This window comes from Streptomyces sp. MH60 (assembly GCF_002939385.1).
Classification (GTDB): Bacteria; Actinomycetota; Actinomycetes; order Streptomycetales; family Streptomycetaceae; genus Streptomyces.
Genome location: NZ_MULI01000115.1, coordinates 1 through 17,108, shown reverse-complemented (window position 1 = coordinate 17,108; position 17,108 = coordinate 1). Strand labels below are relative to the sequence as shown.

General features: G+C 74.2%; 15 protein-coding genes, 1 tRNA gene and 1 pseudogene. 13 read left to right on the top strand and 4 right to left on the bottom strand.

Annotated elements, in window-relative coordinates; genetic code table 11:
• Positions 1–483, bottom strand: a pseudogene (gene fhaA / locus BZZ08_RS36255) (antibiotic biosynthesis regulator FhaA); the annotation flags it as partial.
• Between the two features lie 524 nt (positions 484–1,007).
• On the opposite strand from fhaA, the gene BZZ08_RS36250 reads away from it, so the two are divergent.
• A tRNA-Leu gene (locus BZZ08_RS36250) sits at positions 1,008–1,094 on the top strand.
• An 86-nt stretch (positions 1,095–1,180) separates the two neighbouring features.
• On the opposite strand, the gene BZZ08_RS36245 is transcribed toward BZZ08_RS36250, so the two are convergent.
• On the bottom strand, positions 1,181–2,071 hold the full coding sequence (locus BZZ08_RS36245; protein WP_104636420.1) for a carbohydrate-binding protein: 891 nt from the start codon (positions 2,069–2,071) through the stop codon (positions 1,181–1,183).
• 384 nt (positions 2,072–2,455) lie between these two features.
• Here BZZ08_RS36245 and BZZ08_RS36240 point away from each other — a divergent pair, with 384 nt between their 5' ends.
• From BZZ08_RS36240 to BZZ08_RS36215, 6 genes are all read left to right on the top strand, one after another.
• Complete coding sequence (locus BZZ08_RS36240) at positions 2,456–3,970, top strand: DUF2252 domain-containing protein (RefSeq protein ID WP_104636419.1); 1,515 nt, start codon at positions 2,456–2,458, stop codon at positions 3,968–3,970.
• 70 nt (positions 3,971–4,040) lie between these two features.
• The gene (locus BZZ08_RS36235) at positions 4,041–4,856 is read left to right on the top strand and encodes a hypothetical protein (RefSeq protein ID WP_104636418.1); all 816 of its coding nucleotides are present in this window, start codon (positions 4,041–4,043) and stop codon (positions 4,854–4,856) included.
• Between the two features lie 52 nt (positions 4,857–4,908).
• On the top strand, positions 4,909–5,238 hold the full coding sequence (locus tag BZZ08_RS36230) for a rhodanese-like domain-containing protein (protein WP_104636417.1): 330 nt from the start codon (positions 4,909–4,911) through the stop codon (positions 5,236–5,238).
• A 175-nt stretch (positions 5,239–5,413) separates the two neighbouring features.
• Positions 5,414–6,409 (top strand): DUF5819 family protein, encoded by a 996-nt coding sequence (locus BZZ08_RS36225; protein ID WP_198601895.1) that lies wholly within the window; start codon positions 5,414–5,416, stop codon positions 6,407–6,409.
• Positions 6,406–7,701 carry an HTTM domain-containing protein gene (locus BZZ08_RS36220; protein ID WP_104636415.1) on the top strand — a complete coding sequence of 432 codons (1,296 nt, stop codon included), beginning with the start codon at positions 6,406–6,408 and terminating at the stop codon, positions 7,699–7,701. Before BZZ08_RS36225 ends, BZZ08_RS36220 begins: the two co-directional genes overlap by 4 nt.
• A complete protein-coding gene (locus BZZ08_RS36215) occupies positions 7,698–8,480 on the top strand; it encodes a TrmH family RNA methyltransferase (RefSeq protein ID WP_104636414.1) in 783 nt (260 codons plus the stop codon). The genes BZZ08_RS36220 and BZZ08_RS36215 overlap by 4 nt, the downstream gene beginning before the upstream one ends.
• 10 nt (positions 8,481–8,490) lie before the next feature.
• Here BZZ08_RS36215 and paaN read toward each other — a convergent pair whose 3' ends face one another.
• Positions 8,491–10,182: a phenylacetic acid degradation protein PaaN gene (paaN, locus tag BZZ08_RS36210; protein WP_104636413.1), complete on the bottom strand. Its 1,692-nt coding sequence runs from the start codon at positions 10,180–10,182 to the stop codon at positions 8,491–8,493.
• 173 nt (positions 10,183–10,355) lie between these two features.
• On the opposite strand from paaN, the gene BZZ08_RS36205 reads away from it, so the two are divergent.
• Together BZZ08_RS36205 and BZZ08_RS36200 are read left to right on the top strand one after the other, a co-directional pair.
• Positions 10,356–11,870 carry a 3-hydroxyacyl-CoA dehydrogenase gene (locus BZZ08_RS36205; protein ID WP_104636412.1) on the top strand — a complete coding sequence of 505 codons (1,515 nt, stop codon included), beginning with the start codon at positions 10,356–10,358 and terminating at the stop codon, positions 11,868–11,870.
• Positions 11,867–12,478 (top strand): TetR/AcrR family transcriptional regulator, encoded by a 612-nt coding sequence (locus BZZ08_RS36200; protein WP_104636411.1) that lies wholly within the window; start codon positions 11,867–11,869, stop codon positions 12,476–12,478. The genes BZZ08_RS36205 and BZZ08_RS36200 overlap by 4 nt, the downstream gene beginning before the upstream one ends.
• A 65-nt stretch (positions 12,479–12,543) precedes the next feature.
• Here BZZ08_RS36200 and BZZ08_RS36195 read toward each other — a convergent pair whose 3' ends face one another.
• A complete protein-coding gene (locus BZZ08_RS36195; RefSeq protein ID WP_104636410.1) occupies positions 12,544–13,047 on the bottom strand; it encodes an Lrp/AsnC family transcriptional regulator in 504 nt (167 codons plus the stop codon).
• Between the two features lie 190 nt (positions 13,048–13,237).
• Here BZZ08_RS36195 and pdhA point away from each other — a divergent pair, with 190 nt between their 5' ends.
• The 4 genes from pdhA to BZZ08_RS39120 all read left to right on the top strand — a co-directional run.
• Positions 13,238–14,398, top strand: a complete 1,161-nt coding sequence (gene pdhA / locus BZZ08_RS36190) for a pyruvate dehydrogenase (acetyl-transferring) E1 component subunit alpha (RefSeq protein ID WP_104636409.1) — start codon at positions 13,238–13,240, stop codon at positions 14,396–14,398.
• A complete protein-coding gene (locus BZZ08_RS36185) occupies positions 14,395–15,399 on the top strand; it encodes an alpha-ketoacid dehydrogenase subunit beta (protein WP_104636408.1) in 1,005 nt (334 codons plus the stop codon). Before pdhA ends, BZZ08_RS36185 begins: the two co-directional genes overlap by 4 nt.
• Positions 15,399–16,817, top strand: a complete 1,419-nt coding sequence (locus tag BZZ08_RS36180; protein ID WP_104636407.1) for a dihydrolipoamide acetyltransferase family protein — start codon at positions 15,399–15,401, stop codon at positions 16,815–16,817. Before BZZ08_RS36185 ends, BZZ08_RS36180 begins: the two co-directional genes overlap by 1 nt.
• 103 nt (positions 16,818–16,920) lie before the next feature.
• On the top strand, positions 16,921–17,108 hold a 188-nt coding region (locus BZZ08_RS39120), incomplete at its 3' end, for an NTP transferase domain-containing protein (protein ID WP_198601894.1).

The following is a 17,108-nucleotide window of genomic DNA, read 5'->3' as shown; positions in this document are numbered from 1 at the left end:
GCTCGCGGGGGCGGCGGCCGGCGGGTAGCCGTACCCGCCGGTCGGGGCGCTGGGCCGCGCGGGCGGGGCCGGGGGTGCCGCGGGGCCCGGACCGCCCTGGTGGCTGGTGGAGGAGGCGAGCGTACGGCTGCGCACCCGGTACAGGCCGGTGTCGAGGTCGTCCGCCTTCTCCAGGTGGACCTTGATCGGCCCCATGAAGGTGTAGCGCTGCTGCTTGGCGTAGTCGCGGACCATGCCGGCCAGCTCGTCGCCGAGCTGCCCGGAGTAGGGGCTGAGCCGCTCGAAGTCGGGCGTGCTCAGTTCCACGATGAAGTCGTTGGGCACGACGGTGCGGTCGCGGTTCCAGATGGTCGCGTTGTTGTCGCATTCACGCTGGAGCGCTCCCGCGATCTCCACGGGCTGCACCTCGGACTTGAACACCTTCGCGAAGGTGCCGTTGACCAGACCTTCGAGACGCTGCTCGAACTTCTTCAGGACTCCCATGGGGCACCTCCTCCGTCGCTGCCGTCCTGGCCACTGCCTTGCGTACTGCTGCCCTGCGCCGTGCTGTGTCGCGTCGTGCCGCCTCGCGCGGTGCGGTGCGGTCCCGTACTGCCCACCTGGTACTGCTTACTGATCGTATCCACGCGCCGGTCGATCGGCTGGTTCCCCCTGTCGGCCCGGTCGACGGGTGTCGACGCCTCTCGGAGTTCCCGCCGGAGCTCCCCTTCGAACTCCCGCGGACCTTCGGGATGTGCTCCCGCAGGTACTCATGCCCAGGATCGTAGAGGCGGCCGCAGACCAGTGTCCCGCACCTGACCGCGGTCCCCCACCGGCTCCTGGGGAGACGGGCCGGACCGGTACGAGGTTGATACGTGAACGGCCAAGGACCGGGACGCGTGCCCGAAGAGGGCGTGCGCCCCGGTCCGCGGGGGGAAAGGGATGTGAATCGACCCCTTCCAGCGTGCTAATGTTCTCGTGTCGGAAGGCGCCGGACCGCAAGGAAAAGCCCGGAAGACACACCCAATGCGCGGGTGGCGGAATAGGCAGACGCGCTGGATTCAGGTTCCAGTGCCCGCAAGGGCGTGGGGGTTCAACTCCCCCCTCGCGCACCAGCCGGAAGCCCCCCAGGTCTCGGACCTGGGGGGCTTCCGCGTGTCCGGGCGCGGTGGCCCGCGATGCCTGCGCTGTGAGGAAGGTCTCAGGACTCCGGTCGCCACAGGGCCGGCACGTTCGGCGGCTCCCAGCCCGTCATCGAGGTGTGCGCCTGGAGGCAGCGGTAGGAGCGGCCGCCGTACGTCACCCGGTCGCCGGCGGTGTAGGCGTGGCCGCTCGCCCAGGTGCCGTCCGGCGGGTCGGTGGGCGGGTCGGTGGGCGGATCCGTGGGGCCGGTGTCGCCGTCCACGTTCAGCACGAAGTCGAAGGTGCCCTCCTTGCCGCCGCCGGCGCCGCGGACGTTCATCAGGAGGGCCGGGTCGAAGATCATGTCCGTGCTGTTGCGGGGCTCGCCGGGGAAGTAGAGCTGGGTGGTGAGCACGGGCTCGCCGGGGGCCTGCGCCTTGACGTGGATGTGCCGGGTGCGGCCGGGATAGAGGCCGGGGACGATCGTCCGCAGCGCGAAGGCGCCGGTGGCGTCGCTGAACTGGTGGCCGCGGAAGGTGTACCCGGCCATGTCGTAGTCGCCGTTGTCGTCGGCCTGCCAGAAGTCGAGGAGCACGCCGGACAGCGGGGCGCAGTTCCGGCCGAAGACGTAGCCGCTGACGGTCAGCGGGGTGCCCCGGGTGCCGGGGGTGACCAGATCGGTGCGCAGCGGGGAGTTCGGCTTGAAGTACGGGCCCTCCATCTGGTCGGGCGTCGGGTCGTCGCCGTCGTCGCAGTACGGGGTCGGCGTCAGGGCCCGGCCGGTGGAGGAGCGGGCGGCGTCCCGGGCCAGCGCGATACCGCCGGTCGCGAGCAGCGGGACGGTGGCGCCGGCGGCGACGGCCGCCCTGAGCAGCGTCTTGCGGCTGATCCCGCGGTCGGCGCCGGGACCCGGGCCGGGCCGGGGACCCGGTGTGGGCTCTTCGGGGGCGGTGGGGGTGTCGGAGGTCATGGCGGTTCCTCGGTCTCCTCGGTGGGTGGTCCCTGGGGAAGGTGTGCGGGACGTGCGGCATCCGGGACGTCGGGGACAGGGAGCGCGCCCGCCGGCGCGGGGCAGGCTGCTGTGAATGCTTCGGCGGGCGCGCTCCGTGGTGATCACTGGCCACCGTAGGCGCGCCGGGCGGGGCGGGGGCACCTCCTGTTTCGCCCCCTGCCCGGCGTTATGAGCCCGCGGACAGGGGCCCGTGTACGGGCGGTGCGGCCGGGGGTACGGTCGTGGCGCGCCGGCGCGGCGCGGTGCCGACGGGTCCGCCGCGCCGGTATGGCGAGGCACGGTACGACGCGGTACGGCGCACGGGTACGGACGGGTACGACGAGCACGGGGAGGGCGGCCGGGATGACCGGGTCGACGGCGGGGGCGGGCACGGAGACGGCGACCGGAGGGGCGGCCGGGGTGGTGCCCACGGCGCGTGCGGACGCGGAGGGGACGCGGGGGACGGGATCCGGGACGGGAGGGGCGGCGCCGGGCGGACGGCTGCCGGACGTCCCCGGGTTCGCGCGGTGGCCCGCAGCCGGCTCGCCGAAGGCGGAGGGCAAGGCGTTGCGCACGCGCGTCCCGCGCTCCGCGCACGCCGCGCTCGGCCTGGACGCCGCCCGGCCGGACGCGGTGCGCGCGGTCGAGGAGTCCCACCGCGGCCGGATACCGGGGCTCACCCCGATCCGCGCCGGGCGGATGGCGGCCACGCCGTTCGCGTTCCTGCGCGGGTCGGCGGGCCTGATGGCGTACGACCTGGCGCGCACGCCGGTGACCGGGATCGGCGCCCAGATCTGCGGGGACGCGCACGCCGCCAACTTCGGTCTCTACGGCGACGCCCGCGGCGGCCTGGTCATCGACCTGAACGACTTCGACGAGACGGTCCACGGCCCCTGGGAGTGGGACCTCAAGCGGCTCGCCGCCTCCCTCGTCCTGGCGGGCCGGGAGGCCGGTGCCGACGAGGACACCTGCCGCGAGGCCGCCCACGGCGCGGCGGGCGCCTACCGGCGCACCATGCGGCTGCTGGCGAAGCTCCCCGCGCTGGACGCCTGGAACGCCATCGCGGACGAGGAACTGGTCTCCCACACCGACGCCCACGACCTGCTCGGCACGCTGGAGCGGGTGTCCGAGAAGGCGCGGGCCAACACCAGCGGGCGCTTCGCGGCGAAGTCCACCGAGTCCACCGAGGACGGCGGGCGGCGCTTCGTGGACGCGGAGCCGGTGCTGCGCCGGGTGACGGACGCCGAGGCGGCGGCGGTCGCGGGCGCCCTGGAGGGGTACCTGGCCACCCTCTCCGAGGACCGGCTGCCGCTGCTGGCCCGGTACGCGGTGCACGACGTGGCCTTCCGGGTCGTCGGCACCGGCAGCGTGGGCACGCGGTCGTACGTCGTGCTGCTCCTGGACCACCGGGGCGAACCGCTCGTGCTCCAGGTCAAGGAGGCCCGGCCCTCCGCGCTGCTGCCCCACCTGGCCGCCGCTGGGTTCGAGGCTCCCGAGACCGCGCACGAGGGCCGCCGGGTCGTCATGGGGCAGAAGCGCATGCAGGTGGTCAGCGACAACCTGCTCGGCTGGACCTCGGTCGACGGACGGCCCTTCCAGGTACGGCAGTTCCGCAACCGCAAGGGCAGCGTCGACCCCGCGGCCCTGGCCGCCGACCAGCTGGACGACTACGGCCGGATGACCGGCGCCCTGCTGGCCCGGGCCCACGCGCACAGCGCCGACCCGCGGCTGATCGCGGGTTACTGCGGCAAGAACGGCGAGCTGGACGAGGCGGTCGCCGCCTTCGCCGTCGCCTACGCCGACCGCACCGAGGCGGACCACGCGGAACTGGTGGCCGCGGTGCGCACGGGGCGGGTCGCGGCGGAACTGGGGGTGTGAGGGGGCGGGCGGACCGGGCCCCGGCCCGCGTCGGGGGCACCGTCCGCCGGACAGGCCCTAGGCTGGTCGGGTGACGACGCCGGAAGCTGAGCCCGAGCAGGGGGGTGCGCCGCGTCCCGAGGAACGGCTGGAACAGGCCGTACGGGCCGCCGAGCAGGCACTCATCGAGTACGAGATCGCGCTGGAGACCTTCCGCGTGGAGGTCGAGAACTTCTCGCGGCTGCACGAGCAGCGGCTCGGCCCGGTGTACGCCCGGCTTGAGGAGCTGGAGGCGCAGATCCTGGAGGCCAGGGCGGCCCGTACGGGCGACGCGGACGACCTGCGCCGGGCCGACGAGGCGCGGGCCCGCCTGATGCCGATTCCCGGGGTCGAGGAGCTGCTGCACGGCTGGATGGACGGGGACGGGCTGTTCCCGGAGGCCACGGCGATGCTCACGGACCAGGCGGTACGCCCCCCGCAGCGGGTCAGGCCCGGCGAGGAGGCCCGCAGGCTCTACCGCGAGCTGGCCCGCAAGGCCCACCCCGACCTGGCGCAGGAGGAGGCCGAGCGGATCCGGCGCGAGGAGTTCATCACCCGCGTCAACGCCGCCTACGCGCGCGGCGACGAGGCGGAGCTGCGCGAGCTGGCCGAGGAGTGGGCCGCCGGGCCGGTGCCCGAGCGGCGCCCGAGCCGCGGCGAGGAGCTGTACGCCCGCCTCGAATGGCTCGACCGGCGCAAGGAGCTGCTCACCCTGCTCGCCAAGGAGCTGGAGGAGAGCGCGATCGGCGCCATGCTCAGGCTCGCCCCGGACGACCCCGACCGGCTGCTCGACGAGATCGCCGAGCAGCTGGCGACCCAGGTGCACGAGCGGGAGGCGGAGCTGGCCGGGGTGCTCGGGCGGGAATGAGCCGCCGGGGGGCGGCTCGGGTAGCGTCTGGGGCATGAGTTTCGGAGCTGGTGTGCCCACGGTCGGGGTCGAGGACCTCAAGGACGGCGACTTCCTGCTGGACGTCCGGGAGGACGACGAGTGGCAGGCGGGTCATGCCGCCGGGGCGCTGCACATTCCCCTCAGCGAGTTCGTGGCCCGGTACGGTGAGCTGGCCGAGGCCGCGCCGCAGGACGGCCGGGTGCACGTGCTCTGCCGTGTCGGGGGCCGTTCGGCGCAGGTCACCATGTACCTGGTCCAGCAGGGTGTCGACGCGGTGAACGTCGACGGGGGCATGCAGGAGTGGGCCGCGGCCGGGCGTCCCGTGGTGGACGACAAGGGGCAGCCGGGGCACGTGCTCTAGGCCGTCCCCGCCGGATGTGGCGACGGCCACGGTGCGGCCGGTCCGCCGGGGGCTGTGCGGGCGGCCGGTCCTGAGTACCGTTCCCGTTCGAACGTCGCCGAGCAGCCGCACGGGTGCGCGTGAGCGCCCCGTGGCGGGGCGGGCGGATGGATGGATCGGGACCGAACGGGGCGGAATGGACGCGTACGACAAGGGCTCGGGCGCCCGGCACGGGCAGGACGGGCCGGCCGGGCCGGACGGCGAAGCGGACGCGCCGGAAACCGGCGGTCCGGCCGGGGCCGGCGAGGCCACCGAGTCCGCCGGGGCCGGCGAGCCCGCCGGGCGCGCCGCCGCTGCCGAGGGGGCCGCGGGGGCTTCCGCAGCGGCCGGGACGGCCGAGGGCGCCGTGACCACCGCCCCGGACGAGGCCGATGCCCCGGAGGACGCCGCTGTCCCCGTCTCCGAGGAGGCCGGTGCCGTACCTCCCGCGCAGGACCCTCCGCAGCCCCCCGCCCCCCGTACCGGGGTCGCCGCGCTCTCCCCGCGCTACCAGGTCGGTGCCGTGGTCGCCCTCGCGGTGGTCGCGGTCGCCGTCTGCGCCCACATAGGTCTGGTGTTCCTGCACGTGGCCCCGTCCAACACCCTCACCAAGCAGCACGGTTCCGTGGTGGACGAGTGGGTCTTCCCGGAGTTCGAGCAGAACTGGAAGCTCTTCGCGCCCAACCCCCTCCAGCAGAACGTCTCCGTCCAGGTCCGCGCGGAGGTCAGCACGGCGGGCGGCGAGATACGGACGACCGGCTGGTACGACCTGTCCGCCGAGGACGGCCGGGCCATCGACGGCAATCCGCTGCCGAGCCACACCCAGCAGAACGAACTGCGCCGGGCCTGGGACTTCTTCGTCGCCAGCCACGACTCCGACAACCGCCCGGTGGGCCTGCGGGGCACCCTCGCCGAGACGTATCTGCGGCGCATCGCGCTGCTGCGCCTGGACCGCGAGGGCGCCGCCGGACCCGGCGGTGTCGTCGAGCGCGTGCAGTACCGTTCCCGGACCACGAACGTGGAGCCGCCCCCGTGGAGCGGTGAGAAGGTCTCCGACCGGCCGACCGTCCGCGAACTGCCCTGGTGGTCCGTGGCCGCGGAGAACCGGGGCGCCGGGGCCGGACCGGCCGAGCGGGAAGGGAGCGCCGCGTGAACGCCGCCGCCCTCTCGGTCTCCCGCGGCATCGCCCGCGTCACGGGCGCCGCGCTCGGCCCGTACCAGGCCGCCGTGATCCGCATCGGCTTCAGTGCCACCTGGCTGCTCTTCCTGCTGCGCGAACTGCCCCACCGGGGCGAGCTGTACGGGCCGGACGGGCCCTGGAGCCACGACCTCGCCGAGCAGCTGATCGCGGACAACGGCGCCTTCACGGCGCTGATGTGGTCGGACGGGCGGACCTGGTTCGAGATCGTCTACGCGCTGGCCGTCCTGAGCAGCGTGCTGCTCCTGCTGGGCTGGCGCACCCGGACCATGTCCGTGCTGTTCATGGTCGGGGTGCTCTCGCTGCAGAACCGCAGCGTCTTCATGGGGGACGGCGGCGACAACGTCATCCACCTGATGAGCATCTACCTGGTCCTCACCCGGTGCGCCCAGGTGTGGTCGCTGGACGCGCGCCGCGCCCGGCGCGCGGCCGCGGCACGCGCGCGGGGCGAGCGGGTGACGGACCGGGTCGGTCCCGTGCTGTGGTGCGTCTCCGGGTTCCTGCTGCTCACGGTGACGCTGGCGGGCGGGCTCGGCGGCGACTGGTTCGTGCCGGCGCTGCTGTGGGCGGTGTGGGTCGCGCTGGGACTGTGGTGGATCGTGCGGCGGGGCGCGGAGGGCAGCCAGCCGCGGATCCTGCTGGACGTGGTCACCAACATCGTGCACAACGGCGCGCTGGTCGTGATCATGGCCGAGGCGTGTCTGATCTACGCGACGGCCGGCTGGTACAAGATCCAGGGTTCGCGCTGGCAGGACGGCACGGCCGTCTACTACCCGCTGCACCTGGACTACTTCTCGCCGTGGCCCGCGCTCTCCGACGCGCTGGCCGCCAACGGCACCATGGTCATGCTCATCACCTACGGCACGGTCGCCGTGCAGGTCGCCTTCCCGTTCACGCTGTTCAACCGGCGGGTCAAGAACGTGCTGCTCGCCGCGATGATGACCGAGCACGCGGTGATCGCCGTGACGCTCGGGCTGCCGTTCTTCTCGCTGGCGATGATCGCCGCCGACGCGGTCTTCCTGCCGACCTCGTTCCTGCGCCGGCTGGGCGGCTGGGTGGCCCGCGCGCGGGGCCGGCTGTCCGGCCGGGGGCCCGCGGGGGCTCCCGCGCCGTCCCCGGACGGGCCCGGGGAGGGCGGTACGGCGACGGTGCCCGGGCCCAGGGCCGGTGGGGCCGGGACGACGGCCGGAGCGGGCGCGGCGGACGGGAAGGACCCGGAGCACACACACGTAGGCTTCCGGGCATGACCTCCCCCGGACCGGGCCCCGCCTCCGGCCCGCCGGCCGCCTGGTACCCGCACGCCGGCCGGTGCGTGCTCCTGGACGGCTTCCACGCCCTCAAGCACGCGCTGCGCTTCGGTGCCGAGGTGCCGGTGGCGGTCACCAGCGACCGCGCGGGCGCCCTGGCCCTCGCCGACGAGCTGGCGCCGGACGTGCGCGAGGCGCTGGCGGGGCTGCTGACGGAGGTGTCGCACGAGGTGTACGCGTCGCTCGTCGCGCGGCCGCACCCCACCGCGGTGGCCGCCCTGGCGGTACGGCCCTCCCGGGCGGCCGGGCTGGAGACGCTGGCGCACATGCCGCGCCGCGCCCCCGTCGTGGTCCTCGACCAGCCGCGCAACCTCGGCAACGCGGGTGCGGTGATCCGGCTGGCCGCCGGTTTCGGCGCGACCGGCGTGGTCACCACCGGCACGCTCGACCCCTGGCACCCCACGGTGGTGCGCGGTGGGGCGGGGCTGCACTTCGCGACCGTCGTGGAGCGGCTGGAGGTCGCCGGGCTGCCGCCGGGGCCGGTGTTCGCGCTGGACCCGGAGGGCGAGGACATCCGGGGGCTGAAGCTGCCGGACGAGGCGCTGCTCGCGTTCGGCTCGGAGCGCAGCGGGCTCTCGCGCGAGCTGCGCGCGCGGGCCGACCATCTGGTGGCGCTGCCGATGCGCCCCCAGGTCTCCAGCTACAACCTCGCGACCAGTGTGGCCATGACGCTGTACCACTGGAGCGCCGGCGGGGGCGCACCGCGGGTCCTGCCCTAGAGCGCCTGGCTCAGGCCGGGCGGCGGACCTCCACCACCCGGAAGCGGTTCGCGACGAACGCGCCGTCGCACAGGGCCGCGTTGGCCGCCGGGTTGCCGCCGGAGCCGTGGAAGTCGGAGAAGGCGGCCGTCTGGTTGACGTACACCCCGCCGGTGAGGTTCAGGGAGAGCTGGGCCGCCTCCTCCAGGCAGACCTCCTGCACGGCCTCCTCGACCTCCGGGTCGGTCGTGTACGCGCCCACGGTCATCGCGCCCTTCTCGCGGACGCTGCGGCGCAGCAGCTCCAGGGCGTGGTCGGCGGAGTCGACGGCGACGGCGAAGGAGACCGGGCCGAAGCACTCGCTGGTGTAGGCCGCCTCGTCCTCGGGCTTGGCGCCGTCCAGCTTGACGATCACCGGGGTGCGCACCACCGCGTCCGGGAACTCCGGGTTGGTCACCTCGCGGGAGGCCAGGGCCACCTCGCCGAGACCGGCGGCGGCCTCCAGGCGGGCCTTGACGTCCGGGTTGACGATCGCGCCGAGCAGGGCGTTCGCCCGGGCGTCGTCGCCGAGGAGGCCGTCGACGGCGCGGGCCAGGTCGGCGGTGACCTCGTCGTAGGTCTTGGCGCCCTGGTCGGTGCGGATGCCGTCGCGGGGGATCAGCAGGTTCTGCGGGGTGGTGCACATCTGGCCGCTGTAGAGGGAGAGCGAGAAGGCCAGGTTGGCGAGCATGCCCTGGTAGTCGTCGGTCGACTCCACGAGCACCGCGTTGACGCCGGCCTTCTCCGTGTACACCTGGGCCTGGCGGGCGTTGGCCTCCAGCCAGTCGCCGAAGGCGGTGGAGCCGGTGTAGTCGATGATCCGGATCTCGGGGCGGGTCGCGAGGGTCTTGGCGATGCCCTCGCCGGGACGCTCGGCGGCCAGCGCGACCAGGTTCGGGTCGAAGCCGGCCTCGGTGAGGACGTCGCGGGCGACCTGGACGGTGAGCGCGAGCGGCAGCACCGCGCGGGGGTGGGGCTTGACCAGGACCGCGTTTCCGGTGGCGAGGGAGGCGAACAGGCCGGGGTAGCCGTTCCACGTGGGGAAGGTGTTGCAGCCGATGACCAGGCCGATGCCGCGCGGGACCGGGGTGAACCGCTTGGTGAGGGCGAGTGGGTCGCGCTTGCCCTGCGGCTTGGTCCACTCCGCCGTGTCGGGTGTGCGGGACTGCTCCACGTACGCGTAGGCCACGGCTTCCATGCCGCGGTCCTGGGCGTGCGGGCCGCCCGCCTGGAAGGCCATCATGAACGCCTGCCCCGAGGTGTGCATGACCGCCTGGGCGAACTCCATGGTCCGGTCGGCGATCCGCCTCAGGATCTCCAGGCAGACCATCGCGCGCAGCTCCGCGCCCGCGTCCCGCCACGCCTTCTGGCCGGCCCGCATGGCGGGCAGCAGCACGTCCAGGTCCGCGTGCGGATACTCCACGCCCAGCTCGATCCCGTACGGGGAGATCTCGCCGCCCACCCAGCCGTCGGTGCCGGGCTGGCCGAGGTCGAGGCGGGTGCCGGACAGGGCGTCGAAGGCGGCCTTGCCCGCGGCCGCGTCCAGGCTGCCGTTCTCCCCGTAGGCCTTGGGGTGCTCGGGGTGGGGGGACCAGTACGCGCGCGTGCGGATCGTCTCCAGCGCCAGGTCCAGGGTCGGCCGGTGCTGGGCGATCAGCTGGTGTGCGGTGAGTTCGGCGGCCATGCGGGACCAACTCCTCGTCTCCCACGAACTCGCCGTCGACTCGTCGTCGAGTCCGTGGACCTGGGGGAAACCTGGGCAGAAACAGGCGGACACGGCTAGAGTAACCGAACGATCGGTCGGGACAAGGGGGACCGCCGCATCTGTGGAAAACCCCGTGCGGGAGGATCGCGCACATGACAGCACTCGACCTCAGCAGCCCCGTGGCCGTCGTCGGCACCGGCACCATGGGCCAGGGCATCGCCCAGGTGGCGCTGGTCGCGGGCCATCCCGTGCGGCTGTACGACGCCGCCCCGGGCCGGGCCCGGGAAGCGGCCGACGCGATCGGCGCCCGGCTCGACCGGCTCGTCGAGAAGGACCGCCTCACCGGCGCCGAACGGGACGCCGCCCGAGCCCGGCTCACGCCCGCCGAGACCCTCGACGGGCTCGCCGGCTGCGCGCTCGTCGTCGAGGCGGTCGTGGAGCGGCTGGACGTCAAGCAGGAGCTGTTCCGGGCGTTGGAGGACGTCGTCGGCGAGGACTGCCTGCTCGCCACCAACACCTCCTCCCTGTCCGTCACCGCCGTCGGGGGCGCGCTGCGCGTGCCCGGTCGCTTCGTCGGCCTGCACTTCTTCAACCCCGCGCCGCTGCTGCCCCTGGTGGAGGTGGTCGCCGGGTTCGCCACCGACCCCGCGTCGGCCACGCGCGCGTACGAGACGGCCCGTGCCTGGGGCAAGACCCCGGTCGCCTGCGCCGACACCCCCGGCTTCCTCGTCAACCGCATCGCCCGGCCCTTCTACGCCGAGGCCCTCGCCGTGCACGAGGACCGGGGCGCGGACCCGGCCACCATCGACGCCGTGCTGCGCGGGTCGGGCGGCTTCAGGATGGGCGCCTTCGAGCTGACCGACCTGATCGGGCAGGACGTCAACGAGTCCGTCACGCACTCCGTGTGGCAGGGGTTCTTCCAGGACGTGCGCTTCACTCCGTCGCTGGCCCAGCGCCGTCTGGTCGAGTCCGGCCGGCTCGGCCGCAAGAGCGGACAGGGCTGGTACGACTACCGCGACGGCGCCGAGCGCCCCGAGCCGCACACCGCCGGACCGGCCGAGGCGCCCGCGTACGTCGTCGTCGAGGGGGACCTGGGCCCGGCGGCCGAGCTGGTCGGGCTGATCCGCGAGGCGGGCATCGAGGTGCGTCCGGAGGACGGGTACGGCGCGGGGAGGCTCGTCCTGCCCGGCGGCGGCACGCTGCGCCTCACCGACGGTGAGCTGCCCGTGTCGGAGGACCTGGTCCACTTCGACCTCGCGCTCGACTACCGCGCGGCCGCCCGGATCGCCCTGTCCGCGACCGCCGGCGTCCGCCCGAGCCTCCTGTCCGAGGCCACCGGCCTGTTCCAGGCGCTCGGCAAGAAGGTCAGCGTCGTCGGCGACGTCCCCGGGATGATCGTGGCCCGGACCGTCGCCCGGATCATCGACCTGGCGTTCGATGCCGTGGCCAAGGGTGTGGCCGCCCCCGAGGACGTCGACACGGCGATGCGCCTGGGTGTGAACTACCCACTCGGCCCCTTCGAATGGAGCCGTCGGCTCGGTGACACCTGGGCCTACTACCTGCTGGCCAACGTGCACGAGTGGGAACCGTCCGGGCGCTGCGCGCCGTCCCTGGCACTCCACCGCCACGCCGAGGCCGCCGAGGACCGGGAGGGCACCCCCTCATGACCACCGCCAAGCGCGACACGTACACGCCCGAGACGCTGCTCTCCGTCGCCGTGCAGGTCTTCATCGAGCGCGGCTACGACGGCACCTCCATGGAGCACCTGTCCAAGGCGGCGGGGATCTCCAAGTCGTCGATATACCACCACGTCACGGGCAAGGAGGAGCTGCTGCGCCGGGCCGTGAGCCGGGCCCTGGACGAGCTCTTCGGGATCCTCGACGAGGAGCACGCGCGCGTGGGGAGTGCCTCCGAGCGCCTCGAGTACGTCGTGCGGCGCATGGTCGAGGTGCTCATGGCCGAGCTGCCCTACGTGACGCTGCTGCTGCGGGTGCGCGGCAACACGGGCACCGAGCGGTGGGCGCTGGAGCGGCGGCGCGAGTTCGACCACCGGGTCGCCGCCCTGCTGAAGGACGCGGCGGCCGAGGGGGACGTGCGCGCGGACGTGGAGGTGCGGCTCGCGACCCGCCTCGTCTTCGGCATGATCAACTCGATCGTCGAGTGGTACCGGCCCGCGGGTCCCGACGGCCGGGGCGACGCGAACGGCTCCGGTGAGCGCGAGGTGGTCGAGGCGGTGGCGCGGCTGGTGTTCGGGGGGCTGCGCAAGGCGTCCTGAGCCGTACGGAGCCGTCCTGAGCCGTCCTGAGCCGAGCCGGGCGGCACCGGGCCAGGCGCCGACGGTCAGCTCTGCGGTTCGAGGTCCTCGGTCTCGAAGACCAGCAGGGTGCGGGTGCTGAGCACCTCCGGGATGGCCTGGAGGCGGCTGAGCACCAGCTCGCGCAGGGCCCGGTTGTCCGGGGTGTGCACCAGGAGCAGGACGTCGAAGTCGCCGCCCACCAGGGCGATGTGCGAGGCGCCGGGCAGCTGCCGCAGCTGGGCGCGGACCGTCCGCCAGGAGTTCTGGACGATCTTCAGGGTGATGTAGGCCGAGGTGCCGTGCCCGGCGCGTTCGTGGTCGACGCGGGCGCCGAAACCGCGGATGACGCCGTCCTCGACGAGCCGGTTGATGCGGGCGTAGGCGTTCGCACGCGAGACGTGCACCCGCTCCGCGACCGACCGTATGGAGGCCCGGCCGTCCGCCTGGAGCATGCGCAGGATGTCCTGGTCGATGGCGTCCAGCGGGCGCGGGGGCGGGGCGCCGCCGGACTCGTCCGGGCCGCCGCCCTCCCCGGGGCGATCGGCCATTTGTTCAGATGCCACGTGCCCCCGCCTTCCCCTCATGGACGTACTGCGTCCATCTCAGGCTGTGGAGAACCGTTTGTCCACAGCCTGGGGCCGCATGTAGCCAAAATGTGCCGACGACCGAACAATCGGTAGGTGAGGCCCGTCACACCCGTGGCGAGCCCGGAGCCGTCTCCCACGAGGAGGTGCCGTCATGACGGTCATGGAGCAGCGGGGCGCGTACCGGCCCACACCGCCGCCCGCCTGGCAGCCCCGAACCGACCCCGCGCCGCTGCTGCCCGACACGGAGCCCTACCGAGTCCTCGGCACCAAGGCCGCGGACCGCGCCGACACCGAGCTGCTGCGCACGCTGTACGCCCGGCTGGTGCGCGGCCGGCGCTACAACGCGCAGGCCACGGCGCTGACCAAGCAGGGCCGGCTGGCCGTCTACCCCTCCAGCACCGGTCAGGAGGCGTGCGAGGTCGCCGCCGCGCTGGCCCTTGAGGAGCGGGACTGGCTCTTCCCCAGCTACCGCGACACCCTCGCGGTCGTCTCGCGCGGCGTCGACCCCGTCGAGGCCCTCACCCTGCTGCGCGGCGACTGGCACACCGGCTACGACCCCCACGAGCACCGGGTCGCCCCGCTGTCCACGCCGCTGGCCACCCAGCTGCCGCACGCCGTGGGCCTTGCCCACGCCGCCCGACTCAAGGGCGACGACGTGGTCGCGCTTGCCATGGTCGGCGACGGCGGCACCAGCGAGGGCGACTTCCACGAGGCGCTGAACTTCGCCGCCGTCTGGCGGGCCCCGGTCGTCTTCCTCGTGCAGAACAACGGCTTCGCGATCTCCGTCCCGCTCGACAAGCAGACCGCCGCCCCGTCGCTGGCCCACAAGGCCGTCGGCTACGGGATGCCCGGCCGCCTGGTCGACGGCAACGACGCCGCCGCGGTGCACGAGGTCCTGTCCGAGGCCGTGCGGCACGCCCGCGCGGGCGGCGGCCCCACCCTGGTGGAGGCGGTGACGTACCGCGTCGAGGCGCACACCAACGCCGACGACGCCACGCGCTACCGGGGCGACGCCGAGGTGGAGACCTGGCGCCGGCACGACCCGGTCGAGCTGCTGGAGCGGGAGCTGACCGAGCGCGGACTGCTCGACGAGGACGGCATCCGCGCCGCCCGCGAGGACGCCGAGACCATGGCCGCCGACCTGCGCGCCCGCATGAACCGGGACCCGGAGCTGAACCCGCTGGACCTGTTCGCCCACGTCTACGCCGAGCCCACACCGCAACTGCGCGAGCAGCGGGACCAACTGCGCGCGGAGCTGGCGGCGGAGGCCGAGACGGACGCCGCGTCCGCACCGCAGGGGGGACACCGATGACCACCGTCGCCGCCAGGCCGGCCACCATGGCGCAGGCCCTCACGCGCGCGCTGCGCGACGCCATGGCCGCCGACCCGGCAGTGCACGTCCTCGGCGAGGACGTGGGCACCCTCGGCGGGGTCTTCCGGATCACCGACGGGCTCGCCGCGGAGTTCGGCGAGGACCGCTGCACGGACACCCCGCTCGCCGAGGCCGGCATCCTCGGCACCGCCGTCGGCATGGCGATGTACGGGCTGCGCCCGGTCGTCGAGATGCAGTTCGACGCCTTCGCCTATCCGGCGTTCGAGCAGGTCGTCAGCCATGTCACCAAGATGCGCAACCGCACGCGCGGGGCCATGCCCCTGCCGCTGACCATCCGCGTCCCCTACGGCGGCGGCATCGGCGGCGTCGAGCACCACAGCGACTCGTCCGAGGCGTACTACATGGCGACTCCGGGGCTCCATGTCGTCACGCCCGCGACGGTCGCCGACGCCTACGGGCTGCTGCGCGCCTCCATCGCCTCCGACGACCCGGTGGTCTTCCTCGAACCGAAGCGGCTGTACTGGTCGAAGGACACGTGGAACCCGGAGGAGCCGACGTCCGTTGAACCGGTGGGCCGCGCGGTGGTGCGGCGCTCCGGCCGGAGTGCCACGCTCATCACGTACGGGCCGTCGCTGGCCGTCTGCATGGAGGCGGCCGAGGCGGCCCGGGCCGAGGGCTGGGACCTCGAAGTCGTCGATCTGCGCTCCCTGGTGCCGTTCGACGACGAGACGGTGTGCGCTTCGGTGCGGCGGACGGGACGCGCGGTCGTCGTCCACGAGTCGGGCTCCTTCGGGGGTCCGGGCGGGGAGATCGCGGCCCGGGTCACGGAGCGCTGCTTCCACCACCTGGAGGCGCCGGTGCTGCGGGTGGCCGGGTTCGACATCCCGTATCCTCCGCCGATGCTGGAGCGTCACCACCTGCCTGGTGTGGACCGGATCCTGGACGCCGTGGGGCGCCTGCAGTGGGAGGCCGAAAGCTGATGGCACACGCTTCTGACGGGCGCAGCCTGGAGTTCAAGCTGCCCGACCTCGGTGAGGGGCTCACCGAGGCGGAGATCGTGCGCTGGCTGGTCGAGGTCGGCGACGTGGTCGCCGTGGACCAGCCGGTCGTCGAGGTCGAGACGGCCAAGGCGATGGTCGAGGTGCCCTGCCCCTACGGGGGTGTGGTCACCGCCCGCTTCGGCGAGGAGGGCACGGAGCTGCCCGTCGGGGCGCCGCTGGTGACCGTGGCGGTGGGCGAGGGCGACGCGGCGCCCGACGCCCCGGTGCGCGGAGCCGGCACGGGCACCGCTACCGGTGCCGCCGAGGCACCCGCCGCGGAGCGGAAGGCGGAGGGCTCCGGCAACGTCCTGGTCGGCTACGGCACCTCCGAGGCGCCCGCGCGGCGGCGCAGGGTGCGTGCCGACCGGCCGACCGCCACCGGCGCGTCCGGCCGGGCGAACGGCCGGGTCCGCGGCGCCGAGCCGGTGGACGGTCCGGTCCCGGTGATCTCCCCGCTGGTGCGCAGGCTGGCCCGGCAGCACGACCTGGACCTGCGCGAGCTGACCGGTTCGGGACCGGAGGGGCTGATCCTGCGGGCGGACGTGGAGTACGCGCTGCGTGCCGCCGCCGCCCAGGGCGGACGTGCGGCGGCCCAGGAGGCCGGGACGGACCGGGCGTCGGATGCCGCGTCCGCCGTGTCCTCCCCCGCGCCCGCCGCCTCGCGTGCCGACGGCACCCGGGTCCCCCTCAAGGGCGTGCGCGGCGCCGTCGCCGACAAGCTCTCCCGCAGCCGGCGCGAGATCCCGGACGCGACCTGCTGGGTGGACGCCGACGCGACCGAGCTGATGCGGGCGCGCACCGTGATGAACGCGTCCGGCGGGCCCAAGATCTCCCTGGTCGCCCTGCTGGCCCGGATCTGCACGGCGGCCCTGGCCCGGTTCCCGGAGCTGAACTCGACGGTCGACACGGAGGCCCGGGAGATCGTCCGGCTCGAACAGGTCCACCTCGGCTTCGCCGCCCAGACGGAGCGGGGGCTGGTCGTGCCGGTCGTCCGGGACGCGCACGCGCGGGACGCCGAGTCGCTCACCGCGGAGTTCGCCCGGCTGACCGAGGCGGCCCGCGCGGGCCGGCTGACACCGGCCGAACTGACCGGCGGCACCTTCACGCTGAACAACTACGGCGTCTTCGGCGTCGACGGCTCCACGCCGATCATCAACCACCCCGAGGCGGCCATGCTCGGCGTCGGCCGCATCGTCCCCAAACCCTGGGTGCACGAGGGCGAACTGGCGGTGCGTCAGGTCGTCCAGCTCTCGCTCACCTTCGACCACCGGGTGTGCGACGGCGGCACGGCGGGCGGCTTCCTGCGGTACGTGGCGGACTGCGTGGAACAGCCGGCGGTGCTGCTGCGCACCCTGTGACCGGGGCGGTGACGCCCGCGGGGTGACGGCGGGGCGGCACCCTCCGCGATCGCGCGGGCTCCCCTGCGTTCCCTGTGATCGCCCAGGGCCCCATACTCGGGGGGTGACCGCGTACGAGCCCCCCGGCGACCCAGGCGCCGGCACCGACCCCGCGCCGGCTTCCGGCCGCGCCGGGTACGACGCCGTCGTGCTCGCCGGCGGGGCCGCCCGGCGGCTCGGGGGTGCGGACAAGCCCGGTCTGCGGGTGGGCGCACGCGCGCTCCTCGACCGGGTGCTCGCCGCCTGCGCCGG